This window comes from Mycolicibacterium neworleansense, from assembly GCF_001245615.1.
GTDB lineage: Bacteria > Actinomycetota > Actinomycetes > Mycobacteriales > Mycobacteriaceae > Mycobacterium > Mycobacterium neworleansense.
In genome coordinates this window covers 1,224,501-1,245,797 of the sequence record NZ_CWKH01000001.1, presented here as the reverse complement: position 1 = coordinate 1,245,797, position 21,297 = coordinate 1,224,501, and the positions used below count along the sequence as shown (strand labels likewise).

Below are 21,297 nucleotides of genomic sequence, written 5' to 3'. Positions count from 1 at the left end.
AGGACCGCGACGTCCCGAACAGCATCAGTCGAGACTGTCCCAGAAACGGGTGAGGGCTGCCGCGCCCCGAGCCGGGTCCTGCACCATCCACCAATGTCCCAGTCCGTCGAGTACCTCCGTGCGTGCACCGGCCCGCGTCGCCGCACGCTGTCGAATGTCGTCGGAGCCGATGTAGGGATCGTCGGTGGCGAGCAGGGAAAGGCCCGGCCGGGCCCGAGCATTCTCCAGCGCTCGGCCGGCCTCCGCCATCGCGGGTTGGCGGGCCGAGCGGTACAGCGAGAGGATCGCGCGCCCCATGTCCGGTCCTTGCTCAGCGGCAATCGAGGTGGCGATGTCGATCGGTATGCCCAGCGCGGACATCTGGGCGGCGCGATCCTCGATGGTTCCGCCCAGCATGGTGTCGACGAGCTCCTCGCCTTCTCCAGGTGTCTGCCAGACCTGGGCCATGTCGTGCCAAACGTAGTCGGGATCCAGGACGCCGATGACATCGGTGGCCCAGCTGCGCACCAGTTCAGGCCGGTGCATGACGACGCTCATCACATGGCCGCCGCCCCAGTCATGCCCGACGACATCGACTGGTTCGTCGATGTTCTCCAACTCACCTTCGAGCCAATCACGGTAGGCAAGAAAGGTTGCCGAAAAGCCGTCCGCGAGTGGAGCACCGAATCCCGGCGGCGACAGCCGCACCACGTCATCGCGACCGAGCGCATCGAGAAGTGGACCCCAGATCGCGTCCGTCTCCGGATTACCGTGCACGAGAACCACAGTCATGAATGCCATCCTTGCACCGGCGTCGCCCCGGGGTACCTGAACGCTGGATCCGGCTGCCGGGCACGGATCGCGCGTCCGCCATCGCGGTCCTCCGGGCAGTTCAGCGAGTCGGTCCTGTGTCCTCGAGGTAGACCAAGCCGTTGCCGTCGGGGTCGGTGAAGGAAAACATCGCCGGTATGCCCTCCATCCGGACCAGCTCCTCGTTGTGCAGCGTCACCCCGGCCTCACGGACCCTGTCGTGGGCTTGTTGAGCATCAGTGGTGCCCAGGCGGATCGCGATCGGGATCTGGCTGTCGTGCGGCAGGAGCACCAGGGAGACGTCCGAGCCCGGCGGCACGACCTCGATCATGCGCGCACCCGGCCAGACCTCGATATCGGTGCGGAGTTCGCACCCCAGCACCTCGGTGTAGAACTTCAGCGCGGTGTCCTGGTCGGACACCGGAACCGACACACTCAACACTCTCGTCGTCATCGTCATGTTAGTAAGACTCTGCCGCGCAGCGAGACTCATCGCGGCACCGCTGTTGTCGCGGATTTCTCGGCCTTGGGCGGGTTCAGTTACCTGACAGATGCACGGGCTGCAAGCTCTTTGGCCAAGAATATTCTCTCGACATTCCATCGGATCCCTGGATACCTTGCGGCCATGTCACTCGGGCCCGCTGCACTGGATGCGCTCGCTGCCGAGATCGAGGTGGTGTGTGGACATGGATGGGTGCGCGTGGCCGGGGTTTGGCTGCAGCAGTGGTCAGTGCCTGGGCCTCCCATTGCACGGGCCGGGTCCCGCACCTGTACTACAGCACTTCCGCGGACAACCTGTCCTCACAGCGTGTGGCCGAGCGCCTGAGGTTGCCCCGTATCGGGGAACTCTGGTGTCTGACCCGTGACCGGCCCGGGCCGTGCGGGTAGCGCAAATTCCCTTTCTTGTTCGGGCGCAAATCTCTTAGGATTCGGCCCGTGCTATCCCGCCCCGAGTCCATTGGTGATGAGACGATCGCCAATGTGGTCGCTGCACACTGGTTGCCCGAGATCACCGATATCCGTTATTTGCCATGGGGTTTCGGTGCGCACCACTGGCGGGTGATCGGCGGCGCCACCACGTTGTTCGTGACGTTGGACCAGTTGGAACCCCGACACACCGGATCGTCCCTTGAGGCTGCCTATGCCGGGGCCGCCGCCCTGGCCGCCGCTGGTTTGAACATGGTGTGTGCACCGCTGCCGTCCCGGTCTGGACGGTTCACCGTCGATGTCAGGGGTGGTGCACTCAGCGTGACGCCGTGGCTGCAGGGCAGCAGCCCGACCGAGGTGCAGGCCCGCGAACCCCAGCATGTCCGCGAAGTGGTTCTGGCCCTGGATGCGCTGCACAGCGCCCTTCCACCTGAGGGGCTGCGGCCATGGACCCCGCAGGTCGGGTTTTCGTTCGCCGAAGAGTTGCGAACTCGCACCGCCGAACCCTGGACGAGCGGCCCGCTGGCAGAGAAGGCGCGGCTGGCCCTTACCTCGCACATTGAACCGATCCAGGGCTGGACCGAGCGCTACCTAGAGCTGGCGGAGACAGCATGCTCCCGACGCGACGCATGGGTGCCGACACATGGCGAGCCACACAACGACAACCAGGTGGTGACCGCCGACGGTGTCCAGCTGGTCGATTGGGAGTCGCTGGCTCTTGCACCGCCCGAACGGGACTATGCCGACCTACCCGCTGCGGCACACCACCTCTTGCGACCCGACCCCGCGATGCTAGAGCTGTTCGCACTGGACTGGCGGCTCTCCGAAATCGCCGAGTACACAAGATGGTTCACTGCTGCGCATATCGGCTCCGAAGACGACCGCACCGCCCTGGAAGGGTTGTACGAAGAATTGGCTGCAGACTCGGAGTAGAAGCTACGCCGCCCACCAAATCCGTTCCACCACAACACAATACGTCACAGTGACGAATATCGCCCTTCTCGCCGCCTTCACGGAAAGGGGATAGGAGGGATCGCAGAAGGCAACTGGACCCGGGGGATCGCAGAAGGCAACTCGACCTGGGGTACATCAGCCGGAAGTTGAGCCCGCGGAATGTCGCTGGGCAGTTCGACAGTGGGCACGGCGCCGGGTAACGGCACCGGTGGAATATCGCTCGGATATGGGAACGGTGGCATGTTGGCCGGGATCGGCAGCGTTGTCACAGGATCATCCGACGCGCTCGGTCGACCTGGATCAGCCGAGCAGCCGGCCGCGAGCGTCGCCGCAGCCATCAGCGCCACGAGTGGCGCAGCTCGCCACCGAGCCCGTCTCGCCCCAACAGCCATCTCGTCAGCCCCTTGCAGTCACTGACGACGTTATCACCGGGCAAGCACTTGAGACCGCCACTGAAGCCTCACTCCGGGCCGACGCGAGCCCAAAGTGCCTGCACAGCAATTGAATATGACACACAGGCATCAGGCGGATAATCGTCACTGTGACGTAATACTCGAGGCGTACCCGGAGTGCGCCGAGGGGCGTCAGTGGCCGTCACCGCCGATAGACCGACGTGAGTACCGGCGTACGTATCCGAGGCGTCGACGCGTCGCGACCGGATCCTTGCCGGGAACGACTCCGCAGGCAAGGCGAAGAGATCGACGGTACGCCAGCGACAGTCGATCATCACCAGGTCGGTAATGTACCGATAAGCTACATTATGTTAACTTGTTGGTACTGCCTGCCAGACTACGGACACCCCTCGCGCCACTGCCCCATTCGACGGAGGGTTGATCCGGTGCTCGCCGCTCGACGGGTGCGGCGAGCTGAAACCGCGAAAACAGATCGTGCGGGTAAATCCCGATCCGTTATGCGGCAGCGTTCGGCGATGATCCAAGCCGCCTGATCGCGGCGATCTCCTACCTGCGCGCGCACTTATCCCCCGACGCCCCCGACTGTCCGGGGAACACCACCAGGGTGGACACTATGACGTGGCTCTTTCTGCAACAGTGTTCAAAGTCGAACTTGGCGTCTCCGATGTCGATCACGGCTACTACGCCGATCACATCCTGACCGTGGCCCGTCACCCCAGTGAGACCGATGAGCGGATGGTGGTGCGGTTGTTGGCGTTTGGGCTACGCGCACACCGACTCAGCGACGTCGACGCCGAGTTGGCGTTCGGCGCGGGCCTATCCACCCCTGGCGTACCGGACTTGCGGCTCGCCGACTACACGGGCCGGATCGTGGAGTGGATCAATGTCGGCCAGCCCGACGAACGCGTGTTGGGCAAGGCGGCGAGCCAGGCCGACCAGGTGCTGCTGTTTCCGTTCGCCGCCGGCGTGACCACCTGGTGGCGCACCGTCGGCCCCAAAGTGGCGGGGCTGGCAAACCTGTCGGTCGTGCGGATACCGCACGCACCGGTGCAACAACTGGCCCAGACTGTCGATCGACGGATCTCGGCGCAGGTGATGGTGATCGAAGGTCAAGTGACGATGACCGTAGGCGGAGTCGACGTCACCTTCACGCCCGAACCATTGCAGTGAACGCCATAGCACGGACCCGTAACCTGAATCGGTGGCAGTAATTGAGTCGGCCGCCCGGCTGTTCGAGCTGTTATCGGCGGGCGGTGACGAATTCACCCGGTACCTTCGTCCGGGCCTTTCGACGCAACGAATGGAAGACCTGCTCGGCCGGGCCGGTCTGCCCCAGCCACCACCGGATGTATGCGAGTTCTACGGAGCGTTCAACCTGGTCCCGGGATACCAGTACGAGCTCGACCAGCCCTCGTTCTACGGCATCTACTGGTTGTTGAGCTTCGAAGACGCGCTGGCAGAGTGGGATTACCGGCGATCGAATGACTACGCGGAACCGCCGTGGCAGGACGCGTTTCCATTTCTTCAAGAGGACGGCAACGTCTTCCTGGTTGAGACCGAGGCCGACGAGAACGGCAACCACCGGGTGATCAACGACTTCTTGGGCGACATCCCCACCGCAACGTTCTCGAACCTGGCCACGATGTTCGACACCTTCACCGAATGGTTGTCCTCTGGGGCGCTACCAGCTGGGCATGGCCGAGTTCCTGGCTATTACGAGGGCGACCAGCAGCACGTGTACGAGATCGCGGCCAGGCTCAACCCCGGCATCCCTTACTGGGAAGAACTGTTGTCGCAACAGCGCGACACCATCTGACACCGCGACGAACGGTGCTGATGAAGTCCGCGCCGATTCCACCTTCTGCGCATCCACCTGAGCATTCGCCTCTTCCGTCCCACATCCCCCTTTCCATTGCCGAGCAATACTCCGATGCGTCCTCCTTTCTTGTTCTCTAGACTTGACGTTGGCTGCAATCCCGGTGCTGCAAAGACGGGCGATCGGGTCGTGGATACCGGGAGTTTCCGCGACTCGCGCCCGTACCAGCCGAATATGCCATCTCAGGTCTCCGAGCCCATCAAGTTCCTGGCCTAGCTCGAGCGGGCGACAACCCTACGATGTGAAGAGTTCGTCGAGATGCTGATCGATTGCGGCGAGGGCCTGCCCCGGATTGATGACCTCCAGGTCGAGAAGGGGCGTCAGGCCGGTCAGCGCAAGAATGCGGTCGGCCTCGGTGTTCACGTCGCGATCGCGAGCGATATGTCCAATGTGGTCTATCTGGCGATCCAGCTCGGCTACTGCGTCGGCCTCAAACATCAAGCCGTAGTTGATATTTGTATCATCTCGTCGGCCTACCTAATGAGAGCGATTGCCGGCGAGCCCGAAGACATCGTTCTGCAAGACCGCGTATTGCAGGTACTGGGCGTAGCGTGGATGGCGATCATCTGCGCCGCAATCGTTTCGGCTTGAGTCGCCACCGAAGGGTCATCAGTCATACACGGCACACGACACTCGTTATCCCGTTGTTCCCCACCCTATTTCGCTGGAGTCACCGGTCGCTCGTGTTTCGACCCAGCAGGTCGCGTTCCAGGAAATCTCGGAAGATTCGCGCGAGATTCGTCGCGATTGGGTCGGAGCAATCACCGAGTCGGTTTCCGAGTTGAAAGGCCTCATTGACAACGGCCCGACGTGGCAGCTCAGCACGGACCTCGTCGCCGAATTCCGTCTGTACCCGTTCCCTGATCGACTGGTCGATGCCGTTTCTACGGTCGAAACCGGATAGAACTACACCGCACCACCTGAGTGGATGTGTTCGTTGGATACGCTCAACTCTGTCGCGGGCCTCGCGGGCTTTGCGTACCGCATCAAGGGTCGGAGTGATCGGCGCGTACGCAACATCACCTAGATGCATTGCCAGGGCTTCCAGAGAGCCAGTGCGGCCGCCGGTGTCGATCAAGACCACCTCATAGCGGCCAAAGATGCCGGCAGCGTCAAAGATGGCCCGCAACAATCCGGTGTCCGGTGCGCCGAAGCCTGCAACACGGCCTAAGGAAGCCCCTGCGGGTAGCAAATCGATGCCGGGCCATCTTGTTTCAATGATCTCCTCATCGAGTCGCTTCGCACCCTTGTCGGGATTCCCCCAAAAACTGATATCAGCATCCTCAAGCACTGAACCCAAGCCGGTCGAATGCTGCGACACTCCAAAGTGATTAGACAGATTTCGTTCTGGGTCTGCGTCGACCAACAACGCGGAGATCCCGGCCCGCGAGGCCTCCCCCGCCAGCATCATCTGCCATAGCGTTTTCGCTGTTCCGCCCTTACCCGAAAGCACCAGCGCCGAAACAGCTACCATTGCGAGCCTCTATGCAATGCCGACTCACCTCGCTGCATTCTCCATCGTGTTCGCGCTGTTGCCAGACACCGCGCGCTCTCAGCTTATATGTCGAACAGCGGATATCCCCTCGCCCGGCGCACCGTCAGTGGAACCACGGCATGTTGCATCCGAGGAACCGTCGCCCTTCCCTTGCCGAGCCCCGGTTTCACTTTGCCTTGCGCTACACGCCGCCGCGGCGCAGCATCCGCCCCTGTGCGGTCTTGAAGTCAATCTTCTTGCCGCGCAACCAGGTACTCGTCACGACACCGGCGAGCGCACGTCCGTCGTACGGGCTGATCGGGTTCTTGTGGTGCAGCTTGTGCACGTCGACAACCTGCGCAGACTCAGGCTCGAAGATCGCGAAGTCGGCGTCGTAGCCAAGCGCGATCTTGCCCTTGTTGTTCAGGCCGGCGAGCGCGGCGGGTTTGGCCGCCATCCACTCGATCACCTGCGTGAGGGCTATCCCGCGACGCTTGGCCTCGGTCCAGATCAACGACAGACCCAGCTGCAGTGACGCGACGCCGCCCCAGGCAACACCGAAGTCGCCGTTCTCGACGTCCTTGAGGTCGACCGTCGACGGCGAGTGGTCAGAGACGATGCAGTCGATCGTGCCGTCGAGCAAGCCCTGCCACAGCAGTTCCCGATTCGACGCCTCGCGGATTGGCGGACAGCACTTGAATGCGGTTGCGCCGTTCGGGATCTCCTCGGCGAGCAGCGTCAAGTAGTGCGGGCACGTCTCAACAGAGATCCTGACGCCATCGCGTTTGGCCGTCGCGAGCATCGGCAGGGCGTCCGAGGACGACAGGTGCAGAATGTGCGCGCGTGCCCCGGTCCACCGGGCTCGCTCGATCACCTCGGCGATCGCCACGTTCTCGGCACCGCGCGGCCGTGACGCCAGGAAGCGTTCGTACCGGTCCCCCTCGGCCGACGGCGCATGATCGATCGCGCGGGAATCCTCGGCGTGCACGATCATCATGGAGTCGAAGCCGACCAGTACGGCCATGTCCTTCTCCATCTCATCGGCGTCGAGATGCGGGAACTCGTCGACGCCGGAGTGCAGCAGGAAGCATTTGAAGCCGAACACGCCTTCGTCGTGCAGCCCGCGCAGATCGTCGGTGTTGCCCGGAATCGCACCGCCCCAGAAACCGACGTCGATGTGGGTCTTGCCCGATGCGGCCGCGCGCTTGGCATTCAGCGCTTCGACGTTGACCGTCGGCGGAATCGAGTTCAGCGGCATGTCGATCAGCGTGGTCACACCGCCGGCCGCCGCTGCGCGGGTGGCGGAGTCGAACCCTTCCCACTCGGTGCGGCCCGGTTCGTTGACGTGCACATGCGTATCGACCAAGCCGGGAATCATGACCTGCTCGTCGGTGAGTTCGACGATCTCCGCGCCTGTGAGGCCGCTCCCCAGCGGCTCGATCGCGACGACGCGACCGTCGCGGATACCGATCTCGCGGGCGACGATTCCCGCCGTCGTCAGCGTGCGCTCGCCGCGGACCACCAGGTCGAAATCGGGTTGGTTGGACCGCTCCCCTGCGTCGGCGGTCATCGGCAGCTCTTCCATGCTACGAGCATAATTCCTCATCGTGGAAACGAAACTCCATACTGCGGTGGACTCTAGATGTGAGCGTTGACACAGTCAATCGTGCCAAAAGCTTGACAGGTGGTATGCGGATGCGACTTACTTACTGAACCCGTGGAATATTACTTCCACATAGTGGAATATTTGCGGCGACGCTGAGCGTCGTCGCTCCGACCGTGACAGGCGTATCCATGACCACAGAGTCCACCGGGCTTATCGGCGACTCCGACCGCGCCGATGCAACCCCGTTCGCCGACGTGAGCCCGCATCTGTACAACGCCGACCTCGCGCCCACCAAGCGCGAAGGCCGACGGTGGGGCGCCTACAACATCTTCACGCTGTGGGCCAACGACGTGCACAGCCTGGGCAACTATTCGTTCGCCATCGGGCTGTTCGCCCTCGGCCTCGGTGGGTGGCAGATCCTGGTGGCGCTCGGACTTGGCGGCGCCTTCCTGTTCTTGCTGCTGAGCCTTTCCGGGTTCATGGGAGAAAAGACCGGCGTCCCGTTCCCGGTGATGAGCCGCATCGCCTTCGGCATCCGCGGCGCGCAGATCCCCGCCATCATCCGTGGCGCAGTGGCGATCGCATGGTTCGGCATCCAGACCTACCTCGCGTCCGTGGTGCTGCGCATCTTGATCATCGCGCTCGCCCCGTCGGCACAGACCCTCGACTCGAACAGCTTCCTGGGGTTGTCGACGCTCGGCTGGATCTCGTTCGTCGCGCTGTGGGTGATCCAGGTGGTAATCGTCAGCTACGGCATGGAAATGATCCGCAAGTACGAGGCGTTCGCCGGTCCGGTCATCCTGATCACCATGGTCGCGCTCGCGGTCTGGATGCTCAACAACGCCGACTGGTCCATCGCGTGGACGACGCCCGACTCGCTGACCGGTGCCGACATGTGGCTGAAGATCGTCGGCGGCGCCAGCTTGTGGGTCGCGATCTACGGCACCTTCGTCCTCAACTTCTGCGACTTCACCCGTAACGCGACGTCGAAGCGGGCGATCGTGAAAGGCAACTTCTGGGGCATCCCGCTCAACATGCTGGTGTTCGGCGGCATCGTCATCACCCTGGCCGGCGCTCAGTTCCGCATCGACGGACGCATCATCGACGCGCCCGCCGACATCGTCAAGGAAGTCCCGAACACCATGCTGTTGGTGCTCGCGGCTCTCGCACTGCTGATCCTGACCGTCGCCGTGAACATGATGGCCAACTTCGTCGCACCCATCTATGCCCTCAACAACCTGTTCCCATCGCACCTGAACTTCCGGCGCGCAGCATTCATCTCGGCCGTCATCGGCCTGGTGATCCTGCCGTGGAACCTGTACAACTCCCCTGCCGTCATCAACTACTTCCTCGGCGGCCTCGGTGCCATTCTGGGGCCGCTGTTCGGCATCATCATGGCCGACTACTGGCTGGTGCGTCGTTCCAACATCAACGTTTTAGCTCTGTTCACGACCGACGCCAAGGGTGAGTACCACTACGCAAAGGGCGTCAACGTGCGTGCCGTGATCGCCCTCGTCATCACGGCGGTGGTAGCCCTCCTGCTGGCGTTCGTTCCGGCGTTCAAGGTCGTCTCGGAGTTCTCCTGGTTCATCGGCGCCGGACTCGGTGCGATCGTGTACCTGGTGGTCGCAGACCGCCGGGGGCCGTTCAACGATGTCTCGGGCGAGCCGATCGCCGTGGCCAGCACGCACTAGTAGGGACCACCATGAGAATCCTCGTAGCCAACGTCAACACCACGGTGTCGATGACCGATGCGATCGCCGAGTCGGCGCGTGGCGTCGCATCGCCGGGTACCGAGATCGTCGGAATCACACCACGTTTCGGTGCGGACTCGTGCGAAGGAAACTTCGAGAGCTATCTCGCGGCCATCGCGGTCATGGACGCGATCACGTCGTACCCCGAGCCGTTCGACGCGGTGATCCAGGCCGGCTACGGCGAGCACGGCCGGGAAGGATTGCAGGAGCTGCTCGACGTCCCGGTGGTCGACATCACCGAAGCGGCCGCATCGACAGCCATGTACCTGGGACACAAGTACTCGGTCGTCACCACGCTCGACCGCACCGTTCCGCTGATCGAAGACCGTCTCAAACTCGCGGGACTCGACGCACGATGCGCGTCGGTGCGGGCATCCGGCCTCGGTGTGCTGGAACTCGAGTCGGATCCCGACCGTGCGGTCGAGGCGATCGTCCGCCAGGCGCGAGAGGCAGTCGAGAACGACCACGCCGAAGTGATCTGCCTCGGCTGCGGCGGCATGGCCGAACTCGAGGAGAAGGTGAGGGCCGCAACGGGCGTCCCGATCGTCGACGGAGTCCGCTCGGCGGTCACCATCGCCGAAGGTCTGGTCCGGATGGGGCTGTCCACGTCGAAGGTGCGCACCTACGCGACTCCCCGCGAGAAAAAGGTCATCGGCTGGCCTTTTGAGCTGTAGGCCAACGACATAGACGAGACCGGGCGCCTCGGAAGAGGCGCCCGGTTCGACGTGTCAGAGCATGATCTGGCGGTTGACGTCCTTGTACAGCAAGTACCGGAAGTTGGACGGCCCGCCCGCGTAGCACGCCTGCGGGCAGAAGGCGCGCAGCGAGAGGAAGTCGCCTTCCTGAACTTCCACCCAGTCTCCGTTGAGGTGATAGACGGCCTTGCCTTCGAGCATCAGCAGGCCGTGTTCCATGACGTGGGTCTCGGCAAACGGAATGGTCGCGCCGGGCTCGAAGGTGACGATGTTGACGTGCATGTCGTACCCGAGGTCCTGCGGGTCGAGCATGCGCGTCGTGCGCCATTTGCCGTCGGTCCCCGGCATGGCTGACGGTTCGATGTCCTGCTCGTTGCCGAACTTGACCGACACCGGGTGGCCCTCGATGGCCTCATAGCGCTTGCGTATCCACACGAACGTCGCGTCGGCATCGCCGTTGTTGTGCGCCGACCAGTCGGTGCCTGCCGGAAGGTAGGCAAAGCCACCCTCGGTGAGCGTCTGCGACTGACCTGCCGCGTCGACGGTGAGCGCACCGGAGGTGACGAACAGGAAGCTCTGCACCTCGGGTTGCGGCTCGGGTCGCTGCGCCCCGCCGCCGGGCTTGACCTCGACGATCGCCTGGTAATACGTCGTCGCGCCCCCCGCGACCGGCCGGTTGATGATCCATGCGCGGGTATCGGTCCACTCCGGCAACACCGAGGTGACGATGTCCGAGAGGACGCCGCGCGGGATCACCGTGTAGGCCTCGGTGACGATGGCGCGGTCGGTCAGCAGATCGGTCTGCGGGGGCAGGCCGCCGCGGGGCGTGTAGTACGACGCAGTGGTCACTGATTGCTCCTGGTTGTGCGGCCGAGCGCGATGTCGCGCACGGTGGACGTGGGTAGGTCGGTGGCGGTCTCGATCTCGTCGGCGGTGAGGGCGCCGCACACGCTGCCACGATGGATCACGTTGGCGAGTGCGCGGGCGGTGGCCGGCTCGTCCATGACGGTCGAGTCGAGTCGGTGGACGTAGTTGCGCAGGCGCGACGCAGCGGGCGCGAAGGCGCCACGGTAGAACGCGTAGGTCGCGAGGTATCGGGTGACGAGTTGGGCGGGGTGCATGTCCCAGCCCTGGTAGATGCCGCGTTCCAGGTGGCGCCGAACCAGGCGCGCGTGCAGCTTCCACGCCATGGCGACGTTGACGGGGTCACCGACCGGGAGGATGTTGGTCGAGCCGTCGGACAAGTGCACCCCGGTACCTGCGACAGCGAGCTGCATGACGTTCTTGGCGTGGTCCGCGGCCGGATGCTCCATCGACTGATACGCGGCGGCGACACCGAGGGACGCCGAGTAGTCGTAGGTCCCGTAGTGCAGCGAGCTGACGCGGCCCTGGCCGGCGTGGATGAACTGGGCGACGGGTGCGCGGCCATCGGCGCCGAGGATCGCCTGCGGTGTTTCGACCTGCACTTCGAAGCGGATGCGGCCGCCGGGAAGTCCGTTCGCACCTTCGAGTGCCCCCGCGACCACGACCATCGCCTCGACCTGGTCGACGGACGTCACCTTGGGGAGGGTGAGGGTGAGGCCGTCGGGCAGCCCGCCGGACTCGACGAGTCCGCTCACGAACATGTCGAGCGTGCGCAGTCCGCGCGCACGGGTGCCTGCTTCGAAGCACTTGAAGCGGGTGCCGACGAACGGCGTCGAGGTGCCGGCGTCGAGTGCGCTCCGCAGCGCAGAGACCGCCTGTGCGACATCGGCGTCCTCGGTCGCGTCGTCGAAGGTGCCGTAGCCGTCCTCGAAGTCGATCCGGAGGTCTTCGATCGGCTCTGTGGTGAGCTTGTGCTCGACGAGGGCGGCGAGAGTCTCGGGGTCGCAGCCGGTCTCGCTGCTCGCACCGACGAGTACGGCCACCGCGTCGAGCCCTCCGGCGTCCTTCGCGGCTGCCAGAGCGGTGGAGCCCCAGTCGGCGGGCATCGTCGCCGTGTACCGGTTTCCCGGGATGTAAACCGTGTGGACCGGCTGCCGACGGCCGTCGTCACCGGGGTATCGGTCCACCAGTTGTGCATCGGCGGCCGAGAGGTGGCGGTCGACGTCGGCCAGCACGGCATCGTCGAGGCGACGTATCACAGATGTGCCTCCCTGTTTGGAAGTTCCTCAAGGCCAGAATTCCACATTGTGGAGTTTAACGCGAGTGTAATCGGCGCCCGATGTGCGTTTCCTCGTCGAAACACTTTTTCCATATTGCGGAAATCATCCTGTGCATGTTGGATGGAACGAAAATCATCGACCGGGAGTGGACTGTATGGCTGACAAGTCGGGTGGCGTGCAGTCGGTGGAGCGGGCGTTCGAGTTGATGGAATTGATCGGCCGTGCGGGCGGCGAATGCTCGCTGACGGAGTTGTCGGCGGAGTCCCCCTTGCCACCGCCGACGATTCACCGCCTCCTGCGCACGCTGGTCAGAATCGGCTACGTGCGCCAACTGCCCAATCGCCGCTACGCCCTGGGGCCGAGATTGATTCGGCTTGGTGAAGTGGCGAACCGCCAGTTGGGCGCGGTCGCCGCTCCGGTGCTGCAGTCGTTGGTCGACGAACTGTCGGAGACGGCGAGTCTCGCCGTGCTCGACGGCGACATGGTGATCTACACCGGGCAGGTTGTGCCCTCGAAGCTGACGCAGACGAACAGTGAGGTCGGCAAGCGCGTCGGGCTGCACACGTCCGGCGTGGGCAAGGCCGTCTTGGGCGAACTCGATGATGCGCGCATTCTGAAACTGGTCACGCAGTCTGGACTTTCCGCACCAACGGAGAACAGTGCGTCGACCCTGTCGGCGATGTTCGCGAACGTCGAACGCGTGCGCGCGGACGGCTATGCGATCGACGACGAGGAGTTCGAGATTGGCGTTCGCTCCGTCGCGATGGCGGTGCCCGGCGCTCCGACTCCGATGGCAATCGGCATCTCCGGGCCGTCGGCTCATTTCAGTGAGGACTTGGTCGCTCGAGCCGTTCCCGCACTGAAGAAGGCGACCGGCGTGATCTCCGAAGCCCTGATCGGGGCCAGGGAGCAGTAAACCTTCGGTCTTCCGGGATCCGCACTCGGCCCGCACTAGAACGTGTTCTAATTCGGGGCATGTCCAGCTCGGCAGCGGGGCACGTTGACCCCGCGTTTGCGGAAGTGAAAGACGTCTTCGACGCAGGCTTGGCCAATGGCGACGACCTCGGCGCCGCGGTGGCGGTATTCGTCGACGGTCGTGCGGTGGTCGATCTGTGGGGAGGCATCGCCGACAGACGGACGGGACGTCCATGGACGCGCGACACCACATGTCCGGCCTTTTCCTGCACCAAGGGAGTAACGGCGACCGCGGCCCTCGTGGTCGCCCAGCAGTGCGGCCACGGCGCCGACGAACCGGTGAGTGCCTGGTGGCCGGAATTCGCACAACACGACAAGCACGAGACCACCCTGAGCGACCTGATGGCCCACCGGGCCGGGTTGCCCGTCTTGGAGCGCCCCGTTTCGGTGGCCGAAGCCGCGGATCCCGCGGCGATGGCCGACCTGTTGGCACGCCAATCCCCCCTCTGGCAACCCGGGACCGAACATGGTTATCACGCTTTGACTTTCGGCTGGCTGGTCGGCGAATTCGTGCGCCGCCACACCGGTATGACAGTCGGCGAGTTCACGCGGCGCCACTTGGGCGATCGACTGCTCATCGGCGCTTCCGGTGCGGAGGTGGGCGAGGCTGCCCGGATCAGTTCACCACCGCGCGAGCAGCGTGTCTGGAGCGCCGAGAACGCGCCGCCGATACCGGAGGGCACAGTAGCCGAGATGGTGGCCGCGTTCGCCGATTCAGAATCGCTGTTCCTCCGGGCATCATCGAATCCCGTTGCCTCTTATAACGATCCCGAAGTATTGGCGGCCGGCTGGCCCGCGGCCGGCCTGGTCACCACCGCTCGTGATCTGGCCAAATTCTATGCCGACCTGATCAGCGGAACCCTGGTCGCACCGGGTCCTCTGCGGGAGGCGATCACAGAACGCGTGCGCGGCCAGGACCGGGTACTGCGTTTGGAAAGTGCATTCGGGCTCGGCTACATGCTGCCGTCGCAGAACTTCGTGGTGCCCGAACCTGCGCAACGGACAGTTTTCGGTCACCCGGGCGCCGGGGGCTCGGTGGGACTGGCAGATCCCGAACACAAGGTCGCTTTCGCCTTCGTGCCCAATCTGCGCCGCGACTGGCTGGCCGGCGATCGCCGTGCCTATCGGCTCATCGCCGCCGTGTACGACGCACTCTGACACCGACGCAACTGACACGCGCGGCGCGGGGCGATCCTGGGATGAGTGGGCCGATACGGAGCGGTCCCAACCGACAGACCGCGTTGAGGTGCCGTCCCGGAATAAACACCGCACCCGGTGAACTTGGCTCAAGGGTCGCCCTTTCCCTGACTCAGGAGCATCCATGACCCGTCCCGTCCGCGTCGCCGTACAGATCCAGCCGGGTGGAGCTCCCGACTACCGCACATGGCGCGACGCTGTCCTGGCCGCCGACGACCTCGGCGTCGACGTGATCTTCGGCTACGACCACTTCCACCGCCCGGCGCTGGAAGCCATCGTCGACGGCAAGCCCGTCCTGTCAGACGAGCAGCCCGACGTCGCCAACTTTGAGGGCTGGACCGCGCTCGCATCGTGGGGCGAGATCACCTCACACGCCGAGATCGGGCTCCTCGTCACCGGCGTCGGCTACCGCAACGCAGACCTGCTCGCTGACATGGCGCGCACCGTCGACCACATCAGCGGAGGTCGCCTGATCCTCGGCCTCGGCGCGGGGTGGTACGAAAAGGACTACACCACCTACGGTTACGACTTCGGCACGTTCGGTTCCCGCTTCGACCTGTTCGACGAGAGCCTGATCCGCATCGAGAAGCGGCTGGCTGCATTGATTCCGCCACCCGTGCGCAAGTTGCCGATCCTCATCGGTGGCACGGGACCCAAGCGCTCGCTGCCCGCCGTTGCCCGGCACGCCGACATCTGGCACGCATTCCAAGACCTCGACGCGTTCCGCAAGTCCAGCGACCGAGTCGACGAGCTGGCAGCGACGTACGGCCGCAACGGCGCCGACATCGAGCGCTCGACGCTGTGGCAGAACGCCCACAGCGCCGATGCTTTCCGCGAGGCCGGCGTCACGTTGTTCCAGACAGAACTCACCGCAGATGACGGTTACGACCTCACGTCCCTCAAGCAGGTGCTCATATGGCGGGACAACGGATGACGGCGGCCGATCGTGTGCGCGCTTCGCCGGGTGTGGCGCGACGAAGTGCACATCGATCTTGCGGCATCGGTATGTCAGTAACGAAAAGCGTGCGAACCCGTTCGGTCTCGGTCGAGGACATCACCTTCTGTGATGCGCTCAGTCGTCGGCTCGGCTCATACGCAGGATCAAGTTGATCGTGTCCTCGGAATGCAGTGCCGGAGTCAGAACTTTCTGCAAGAGCAGGCCACGAATCGCGGCAGTGGCGACGGTGGCCATGTCCTGCGCTTTCTTGGTGTCATGCCCGTCGCGTTCCGCGAGTGAGGCCAGCGTCGCGGTCAGGTCGTCGAGCGAAACGATGAACTCACGAAAGTCTTCTGGACTGTAGGCGGCGAGCCCCGCGACGTGAAAGAAGCCGCGGATGCGTGACAGCTGCTCGGGGCGCGTGTAGGTCCGCCAGATTGCCACGACGAGGTCGTCAAAGGTGCCCTGCTCAGCGGTCTTGAAAAGCGCCTCGTTGTCACGAGATCGCTGCACCGTGAGCATGGCCGCCAAAACGCCCGAGAGTGACCCGAAGTGGTACCGCAGCAGGGCGTGGCTGGTCCCAGCTCGAGTGGCGACCTCCCGCAGCGACACCTCCGGCGAGGGAAGATCCCCCTCGAAGGCGTCGAGAAGCCGAGCCAGGAGCCGGTCGCGTGCGCCGCCGTTGAGTTCCGTGCTTGACAGGGCCACTCCCGCAGTTTATCCATTGGATAAGGGTTATCCAATGGATAAACATCACTGAGGGCGCCGTGCTGCGAGGCCCGCTGAGTTGCGAAGGACCTTTGATGAGCTCCATGTGGCACGGCTGTCTCGCCGACACCGACTATTTCGAGATGCGATCCAGCGGTGGGCAGGACTACGGCGTGTGGGTGACCACGCCGCCCGGCTACAACCGCGCCGTGGCGCGAGTGCCTGTTGTGTACGTGCTCGACGGGAACTGGGCTGTGGGCCTGACGGCTCCGCTCATCGTCACCCAGATGGACCCGATGCAGCGGATCCAGCCCTACATCCAAGTCAGCGTCGGCTACGCGGGCGAGCAAGCACAAGACTGGGATCGTCTGCGCAACCGAGACTTCGTGCCACCGGGCGAGCCCATCGCCAAGGAACTCATCGATGCCGTGGAGATGGGGTTGGAGACCGGCGCGAGGACCCGAGAGGAATCCGACGCCTACCTGGCCGAATTACGCGACACTCATGCCGACGTGTTCCTGAGCTTCCTCACTTCCGAGCTGCATCCGCGGATCGAACACGACTATCACACAGCCGCAAGCGGTCACGGTCTTTTCGGCTACTCCTACGGCGGACTTTTCAGTCTCTACACCTGGCTCACCGGCAGCGCCGTCTTCGAGAGCATCGCAGCGGGCAGCCCCGGCATCATCTCCGAAGACAGTCAGATCTTCGCCCAGCTCGATGAGTTGGGCGACAGCCGGCGTGGCACCAGACTTCACGTAACTGTCAACGACAGAGAGCTTCTCGGAGATCTGGCCGTCTACCAAAGCCTCGCGAAGAACACGGCCACCGTCCTCCATCGCCTCAAGTCCCGCAACGAAGCGGTCACCAGCGAGATCCTGCGCGAAACGCACGTGACTGGCGTGCAGGCCTCGTTCCTCAGTTACCTCAGGACGTGTCGGCCTCTGTGAGTGCGATATCGGCCCAAACACGGCGGGCCTAGGCGGACAATGGCCATATGTCCACTGCGCTCTGGATCCTGGTCGCGGTCCTTGCCGTCGGCATCATCGCCGGTGGCTTGTTGCGGATACGGGCCTGGTTGCAGCGGCCGGCCCCACCCGAGATCATCGAGGCCGCGCGCCGTCGCAATGAGCAGGGCGATCGCTCCCCCGATTGACATATCTGGATCAGGACGGTTACTCGCCGGGAACTCACAACGAATCAACTTTGTTCTCAGCTGGGTTCAGCATGGGAACGTGTGGGCGCCCGACGGTCAGCCACACTAGGACACGCACCCGACGCCATGGAGGAACGATTCCGGAATGAGCCCCGACGCCGAATTCGATTTCATCATCGTGGGAGCAGGCAGTGCGGGTTGCCTGCTCGCCAATCGGCTGAGCGCGAACCCTGATCACCGTGTGCTCTTGATCGAGGCCGGCGGCAAAGACAACTGGTTCTGGATCAAGGTGCCGGTGGGCTATTTGTACACAATCGCCAACCCCCGCACTGACTGGTGCTTCACGACCGAGGCCGATCCAGGACTGGCCGGCCGCAGCATTCACTATGCGCGCGGTCGCGTGATCGGTGGCTGCTCATCGATCAACGCCATGATCCACATGCGCGGTCAGGCAAGCGATTACGCCCTGTGGGCGCAGGCCACCGGTGACGACCGCTGGTTGTGGGGCGGCTCGGACGGTCCCGGTGAGACGCTCGCCATCTACAAGGAGTTGGAGGACTACTTCGGCGGAGCCGACGCCTGGCACGGCACCGGTGGAGAGATCCGCGTCGAGCGGCCGCGAGTGCGCTGGAAGATCTTGGACGCCTGGCAGGCCGCCGCTGCCCAGATGGGCATCGCCCCGATCGAGGAATTCAACCGGGGCGACAACTCCGGCAGCGCCTACTTTCACGTGAACCAGCGACGTGGCCGCCGCTGGTCGATGGCCGATGCCTTCCTGCACCCCATCGCCCACCGCCCCAACCTCACCGTCTACACCCAGACCCAGGCTTTGGGACTGCTGATGGACAGTCAGGTCCGCGACGATCAGCGGCGCGGTGCGTGGACCACGGCCCGGCACCGGGTCACCGGCCTGCGGCTGCTCAAGGATGGCCAGATTGTCGAGGTCCGAGCCCGCCGGGAGGTGATCCTCAGCGCTGGGGCGATTGGCTCGCCGCATCTGATGCAGGCCTCGGGACTCGGCCCCGCAGGGCTGCTTGCCCAGCATCAGGTGCCGGTGGCCGTCGATCTGCCTGGAGTGGGTGAAAACCTCCAGGACCACTTGCAGCTGCGAACGGTCTACCGGGTCCAGGGCGCCCGCACCGTCAACACGCTGTACCGGAACTGGATCACCCGTGGCGGCATGGGACTTCAATACCTGACGCTGCGATCAGGACCGATGACCATGCCGCCCTCCACGCTGGGGGCGTTCGCGAAAAGCGACCCCTCGCTGGCCAGTCCCGATCTGGAGTGGCATGTGCAGCCCTTGTCGTTACCCAAGTTCGGCGAACCGCTACACCGTTACGCAGCCATCACCCCCTCCGTCTGCAATCTGCGCCCCAGCTCGCGTGGCCATGTGCGCCTGGCCAGTGCCGATCCGCTGACCGACCCGAAGATCTCGTGCAATTACCTGTCCACCGACGCCGACCGTCAAATCGCTGTGAAGGGCCTGCGGATGACCCGGCAGATCATGGCTGCGCCGGCGCTGGCTCCCTATGGCCCGCAAGAGTTGCTGCCCGGCCCGCAACTGGTGAGCGACGAAGACCTGCAGCAGGCCGCTGGTGAACTCGGCACGACGATCTTCCACCCGGTGGGTACCTGCACGATGGGAGCCTTTGACACACAAGGTCTCCCGCGGTCAGGTTCCACGGTGCTCGACACCGACTGTCGCGTGTATCGCGTCGCCGGCCTTCGCGTGGTCGATGCCTCGGCGATGCCCACGATCACTTCCGGCAACACCAACGCGCCGGTCATGTTGATCGCAGAGCGCGCAGCGCGGGCGATCCTGGGATAGGTCGGCCCGCGACAAAAAGCGAGCTACCGTTGGGCGTTCTGCCCGAGCATCGAGAAGAACTCGTACGACGGATCATCGGGTCCCGGACTACCCAGTGGCGTGGCACGTGTCATCGGATGGCTCATGTCGACGGTCGATGGGTTGTGTACGTGTGCCCAATCGGTGACGATCTGTCGGGCGGTGAATTTCCATACACCCCTGCGCTTCTCGTACTTGTCCAGATATCGACCGCCGATGACGAGCTCGGTCTCGCCGTCGCCGACAACGAACGCGTGGGTGGCGATGCTGTAGATCTCCCCCTCGGCGCGGTCGCCACTGATCGCGAAGTTCGTAGTGGTGATGTGGTGTTGCATCGACCTCAAATACGGACGGGTATCGATGAGCGTCTTCAGGAAAGCGTCCACTGACCCCGAAGAGAAGGCACCGTGGTCGTCTTGCGCGTCCTGGTGATACAGACTCCGCAGCGTGACGATGTCCCCGCGATCGACCGCCCGGCAGTACCCGTGCACGAGCTTGCGCAGTGCGAATTCATCGAGCATTTCCTGCACTTGCGGATCTGAGGTAGGGGACGACACCCTGTCAAACTAGTCGACGGACCTGACGGCTCACGGTCAAAATTCCCTACCGGGGTAGAGGCGTCCCACCCCCTGTGTCCAGACGTCTACGGGTTGATGGTGTTTTCGCCGATCTGACGGCCCCACACGTATTCGGTCACCAGCGGCTGGCCGAGTTCGAGGTGGTTATAGGGCGCGATCGAGGCGCCGGTGTCCATCACCAGATACGGGGCCGGCCACAGGTCCTTGGTCACCGGCTGCCAGCAGCCGGGCCGGCCTTCCGGCCCGCCCTTGGCGTTGACCCGCGGCAGGTTGTCGGGATAGACGTACGGGTTGCCCACGCCGATCAGGAAGTCGTGCAGCTCAAGTGCGTAGCCGTTGCGGGTCTGGTCGGCGAACTTCGGCGCGGCCTGCGCATAGTTGCGGACCGAACACGCCAGTGCCGGGCTGTTGCGATCGAGCATTTCGCTGACCGGCACCAGATCCTGCGCACCGCGGACCAGGTACGGCCCGCCGCGCTCGAAGATGTCGCCGCCGGTGTTGCCGAATCCGACCGCGGCCACCAGGGCCTGGTCCAGATTGCCCCGCTGGTCATTGAGCGTGCGGGCGGTGGTGACGGCGTTGGTCAGGCCGTCGAACAGGTCCGGGCCCGCATTCGCATACACCTCGCCGAGGTCGGCCAGACCCGCTGTGTCGCGGCGGATCTCGGGCATCCGCGGGTTCAGGTCGGCCAGGATGTCGTTGCCGTTGACGATGGACTGGCCGAACTTGTCGCCCAGGCCGTCGAGCGCCTGGGCGGTGGCCGTCAGCGTCTGGTTCAGCTTGATCGGGTCGATCTGCTCGGAGATCGCGGTGATCGTCTCGAACAATGTGTTGAACTCCGTCGTCACACCCTGGGCGCGGATCGGCGTATCGGGCGAGATCCGCTGCGGTGACGGGTTGGGCGGCGACACGAACGAGATGTATTTGTTGCCGAACACCGTGGTGGCCTTCAGCTCGGCGGTCACGTTCTGCGGGATCAGCTTCAGGTACTGCGGCTTGACGTCCACGGTCAGCTCGGCCTGCGGGCTGTCGTCGACGGTGATGACGTCCACCGATGCCAGCCGGCCGATCGGCACACCGTTGAAGGTGACCTTCGACCCTGGATCCATCGACAGACCGGCCCGCCCGGACAACACCGTCAGCTGCGTCTTCTCCTCGAAAGCGCCCCGGAACTGCATCCACGTCAACGTCAGCACCGCAACCAGAAGGATGATCATCCCCACGCACGCCGTCTTGTACGGCGGGTCGTACCGCCAGTGCTTGAA

At 64.2% G+C, this 21,297-nt stretch carries 20 protein-coding genes and 1 pseudogene; 12 read left to right on the top strand and 9 right to left on the bottom strand.

Annotated elements, in window-relative coordinates:
- Positions 1-24: 24 nt before the first annotated feature.
- Positions 25-771 carry an alpha/beta fold hydrolase gene (locus BN2156_RS05955; RefSeq protein WP_090515550.1) on the bottom strand — a complete coding sequence of 249 codons (747 nt, stop codon included), beginning with the start codon at positions 769-771 and terminating at the stop codon, positions 25-27.
- 100 nt (positions 772-871) lie between these two features.
- Positions 872-1,243: a VOC family protein gene (locus BN2156_RS05950; protein ID WP_235625216.1), complete on the bottom strand. Its 372-nt coding sequence runs from the start codon at positions 1,241-1,243 to the stop codon at positions 872-874.
- Between the two features lie 482 nt (positions 1,244-1,725).
- Here BN2156_RS05950 and BN2156_RS05945 point away from each other — a divergent pair, with 482 nt between their 5' ends.
- The 4 genes and pseudogenes from BN2156_RS05945 to BN2156_RS30355 form a co-directional block, all read left to right on the top strand.
- Entirely contained in the window at positions 1,726-2,649 is a 924-nt protein-coding gene (locus BN2156_RS05945; RefSeq protein ID WP_090511295.1) for a protein kinase family protein, read from the top strand.
- A 1,052-nt stretch (positions 2,650-3,701) separates the two neighbouring features.
- The gene (locus tag BN2156_RS05935; protein ID WP_090511293.1) at positions 3,702-4,253 is read left to right on the top strand and encodes a YaeQ family protein; all 552 of its coding nucleotides are present in this window, start codon (positions 3,702-3,704) and stop codon (positions 4,251-4,253) included.
- Between the two features lie 31 nt (positions 4,254-4,284).
- A complete protein-coding gene (locus BN2156_RS05930) occupies positions 4,285-4,899 on the top strand; it encodes an SMI1/KNR4 family protein (RefSeq protein WP_131725129.1) in 615 nt (204 codons plus the stop codon).
- Positions 4,900-5,349: 450 nt separating this feature from the next.
- Positions 5,350-5,457 (top strand): annotated as a pseudogene (locus tag BN2156_RS30355) (decaprenyl-phosphate phosphoribosyltransferase); the annotation flags it as partial.
- Between the two features lie 172 nt (positions 5,458-5,629).
- Here the strand turns inward: BN2156_RS30355 and BN2156_RS05915 are convergent.
- Positions 5,630-6,433, bottom strand: a complete 804-nt coding sequence (locus BN2156_RS05915; protein ID WP_090511285.1) for a ParA family protein — start codon at positions 6,431-6,433, stop codon at positions 5,630-5,632.
- Between the two features lie 202 nt (positions 6,434-6,635).
- Positions 6,636-8,003, bottom strand: coding sequence for an allantoinase AllB (allB, locus tag BN2156_RS05910; protein WP_090515547.1), 1,368 nt, complete (start codon positions 8,001-8,003; stop codon positions 6,636-6,638).
- A gap of 224 nt (positions 8,004-8,227) precedes the next feature.
- On the opposite strand from allB, the gene BN2156_RS05905 reads away from it, so the two are divergent.
- Positions 8,228-9,733, top strand: a complete 1,506-nt coding sequence (locus BN2156_RS05905; RefSeq protein WP_090511282.1) for an NCS1 family nucleobase:cation symporter-1 — start codon at positions 8,228-8,230, stop codon at positions 9,731-9,733.
- Positions 9,734-9,744: 11 nt separating this feature from the next.
- Positions 9,745-10,467 carry an aspartate/glutamate racemase family protein gene (locus tag BN2156_RS05900; RefSeq protein ID WP_090511280.1) on the top strand — a complete coding sequence of 241 codons (723 nt, stop codon included), beginning with the start codon at positions 9,745-9,747 and terminating at the stop codon, positions 10,465-10,467.
- Between the two features lie 54 nt (positions 10,468-10,521).
- On the opposite strand, the gene BN2156_RS05895 is transcribed toward BN2156_RS05900, so the two are convergent.
- Positions 10,522-11,337: a bifunctional allantoicase/(S)-ureidoglycine aminohydrolase gene (locus tag BN2156_RS05895; RefSeq protein WP_090511277.1), complete on the bottom strand. Its 816-nt coding sequence runs from the start codon at positions 11,335-11,337 to the stop codon at positions 10,522-10,524.
- Positions 11,334-12,611, bottom strand: a complete 1,278-nt coding sequence (locus BN2156_RS05890) for a DUF6986 family protein (RefSeq protein WP_090511274.1) — start codon at positions 12,609-12,611, stop codon at positions 11,334-11,336. The genes BN2156_RS05895 and BN2156_RS05890 overlap by 4 nt, the downstream gene beginning before the upstream one ends.
- A gap of 175 nt (positions 12,612-12,786) precedes the next feature.
- On the opposite strand from BN2156_RS05890, the gene BN2156_RS05885 reads away from it, so the two are divergent.
- The 3 genes from BN2156_RS05885 to BN2156_RS05875 all read left to right on the top strand — a co-directional run bounded on the left by BN2156_RS05885 (position 12,787) and on the right by BN2156_RS05875 (position 15,738).
- On the top strand, positions 12,787-13,548 hold the full coding sequence (locus BN2156_RS05885; RefSeq protein ID WP_090511273.1) for an IclR family transcriptional regulator: 762 nt from the start codon (positions 12,787-12,789) through the stop codon (positions 13,546-13,548).
- 59 nt (positions 13,549-13,607) lie between these two features.
- Complete coding sequence (locus BN2156_RS05880) at positions 13,608-14,765, top strand: serine hydrolase domain-containing protein (RefSeq protein ID WP_090511270.1); 1,158 nt, start codon at positions 13,608-13,610, stop codon at positions 14,763-14,765.
- A gap of 163 nt (positions 14,766-14,928) precedes the next feature.
- A complete protein-coding gene (locus BN2156_RS05875) occupies positions 14,929-15,738 on the top strand; it encodes an LLM class F420-dependent oxidoreductase (protein WP_090511268.1) in 810 nt (269 codons plus the stop codon).
- 138 nt (positions 15,739-15,876) lie between these two features.
- Here BN2156_RS05875 and BN2156_RS05870 read toward each other — a convergent pair whose 3' ends face one another.
- Positions 15,877-16,449 carry a TetR/AcrR family transcriptional regulator gene (locus BN2156_RS05870; protein ID WP_090511265.1) on the bottom strand — a complete coding sequence of 191 codons (573 nt, stop codon included), beginning with the start codon at positions 16,447-16,449 and terminating at the stop codon, positions 15,877-15,879.
- A gap of 95 nt (positions 16,450-16,544) precedes the next feature.
- Between BN2156_RS05870 and BN2156_RS05865 the strand changes: the two genes are divergently transcribed.
- From BN2156_RS05865 to BN2156_RS05855, 3 genes are all read left to right on the top strand, one after another.
- Positions 16,545-17,399 (top strand): alpha/beta hydrolase, encoded by an 855-nt coding sequence (locus tag BN2156_RS05865; RefSeq protein WP_090511259.1) that lies wholly within the window; start codon positions 16,545-16,547, stop codon positions 17,397-17,399.
- A gap of 47 nt (positions 17,400-17,446) precedes the next feature.
- Positions 17,447-17,605, top strand: coding sequence for a hypothetical protein (locus BN2156_RS30855; protein ID WP_090511257.1), 159 nt, complete (start codon positions 17,447-17,449; stop codon positions 17,603-17,605).
- A 145-nt stretch (positions 17,606-17,750) separates the two neighbouring features.
- Entirely contained in the window at positions 17,751-19,436 is a 1,686-nt protein-coding gene (locus tag BN2156_RS05855) for a GMC family oxidoreductase (RefSeq protein WP_090511254.1), read from the top strand.
- A gap of 23 nt (positions 19,437-19,459) precedes the next feature.
- Here the strand turns inward: BN2156_RS05855 and BN2156_RS05850 are convergent, their stop codons facing one another.
- Both BN2156_RS05850 and BN2156_RS05845 read right to left on the bottom strand, forming a co-directional pair.
- A complete protein-coding gene (locus BN2156_RS05850; protein ID WP_090515546.1) occupies positions 19,460-19,975 on the bottom strand; it encodes a nuclear transport factor 2 family protein in 516 nt (171 codons plus the stop codon).
- 122 nt (positions 19,976-20,097) lie between these two features.
- On the bottom strand, positions 20,098-21,249 hold the full coding sequence (locus tag BN2156_RS05845; protein WP_090515543.1) for an MCE family protein: 1,152 nt from the start codon (positions 21,247-21,249) through the stop codon (positions 20,098-20,100).
- Positions 21,250-21,297: the final 48 nt, after the last annotated feature.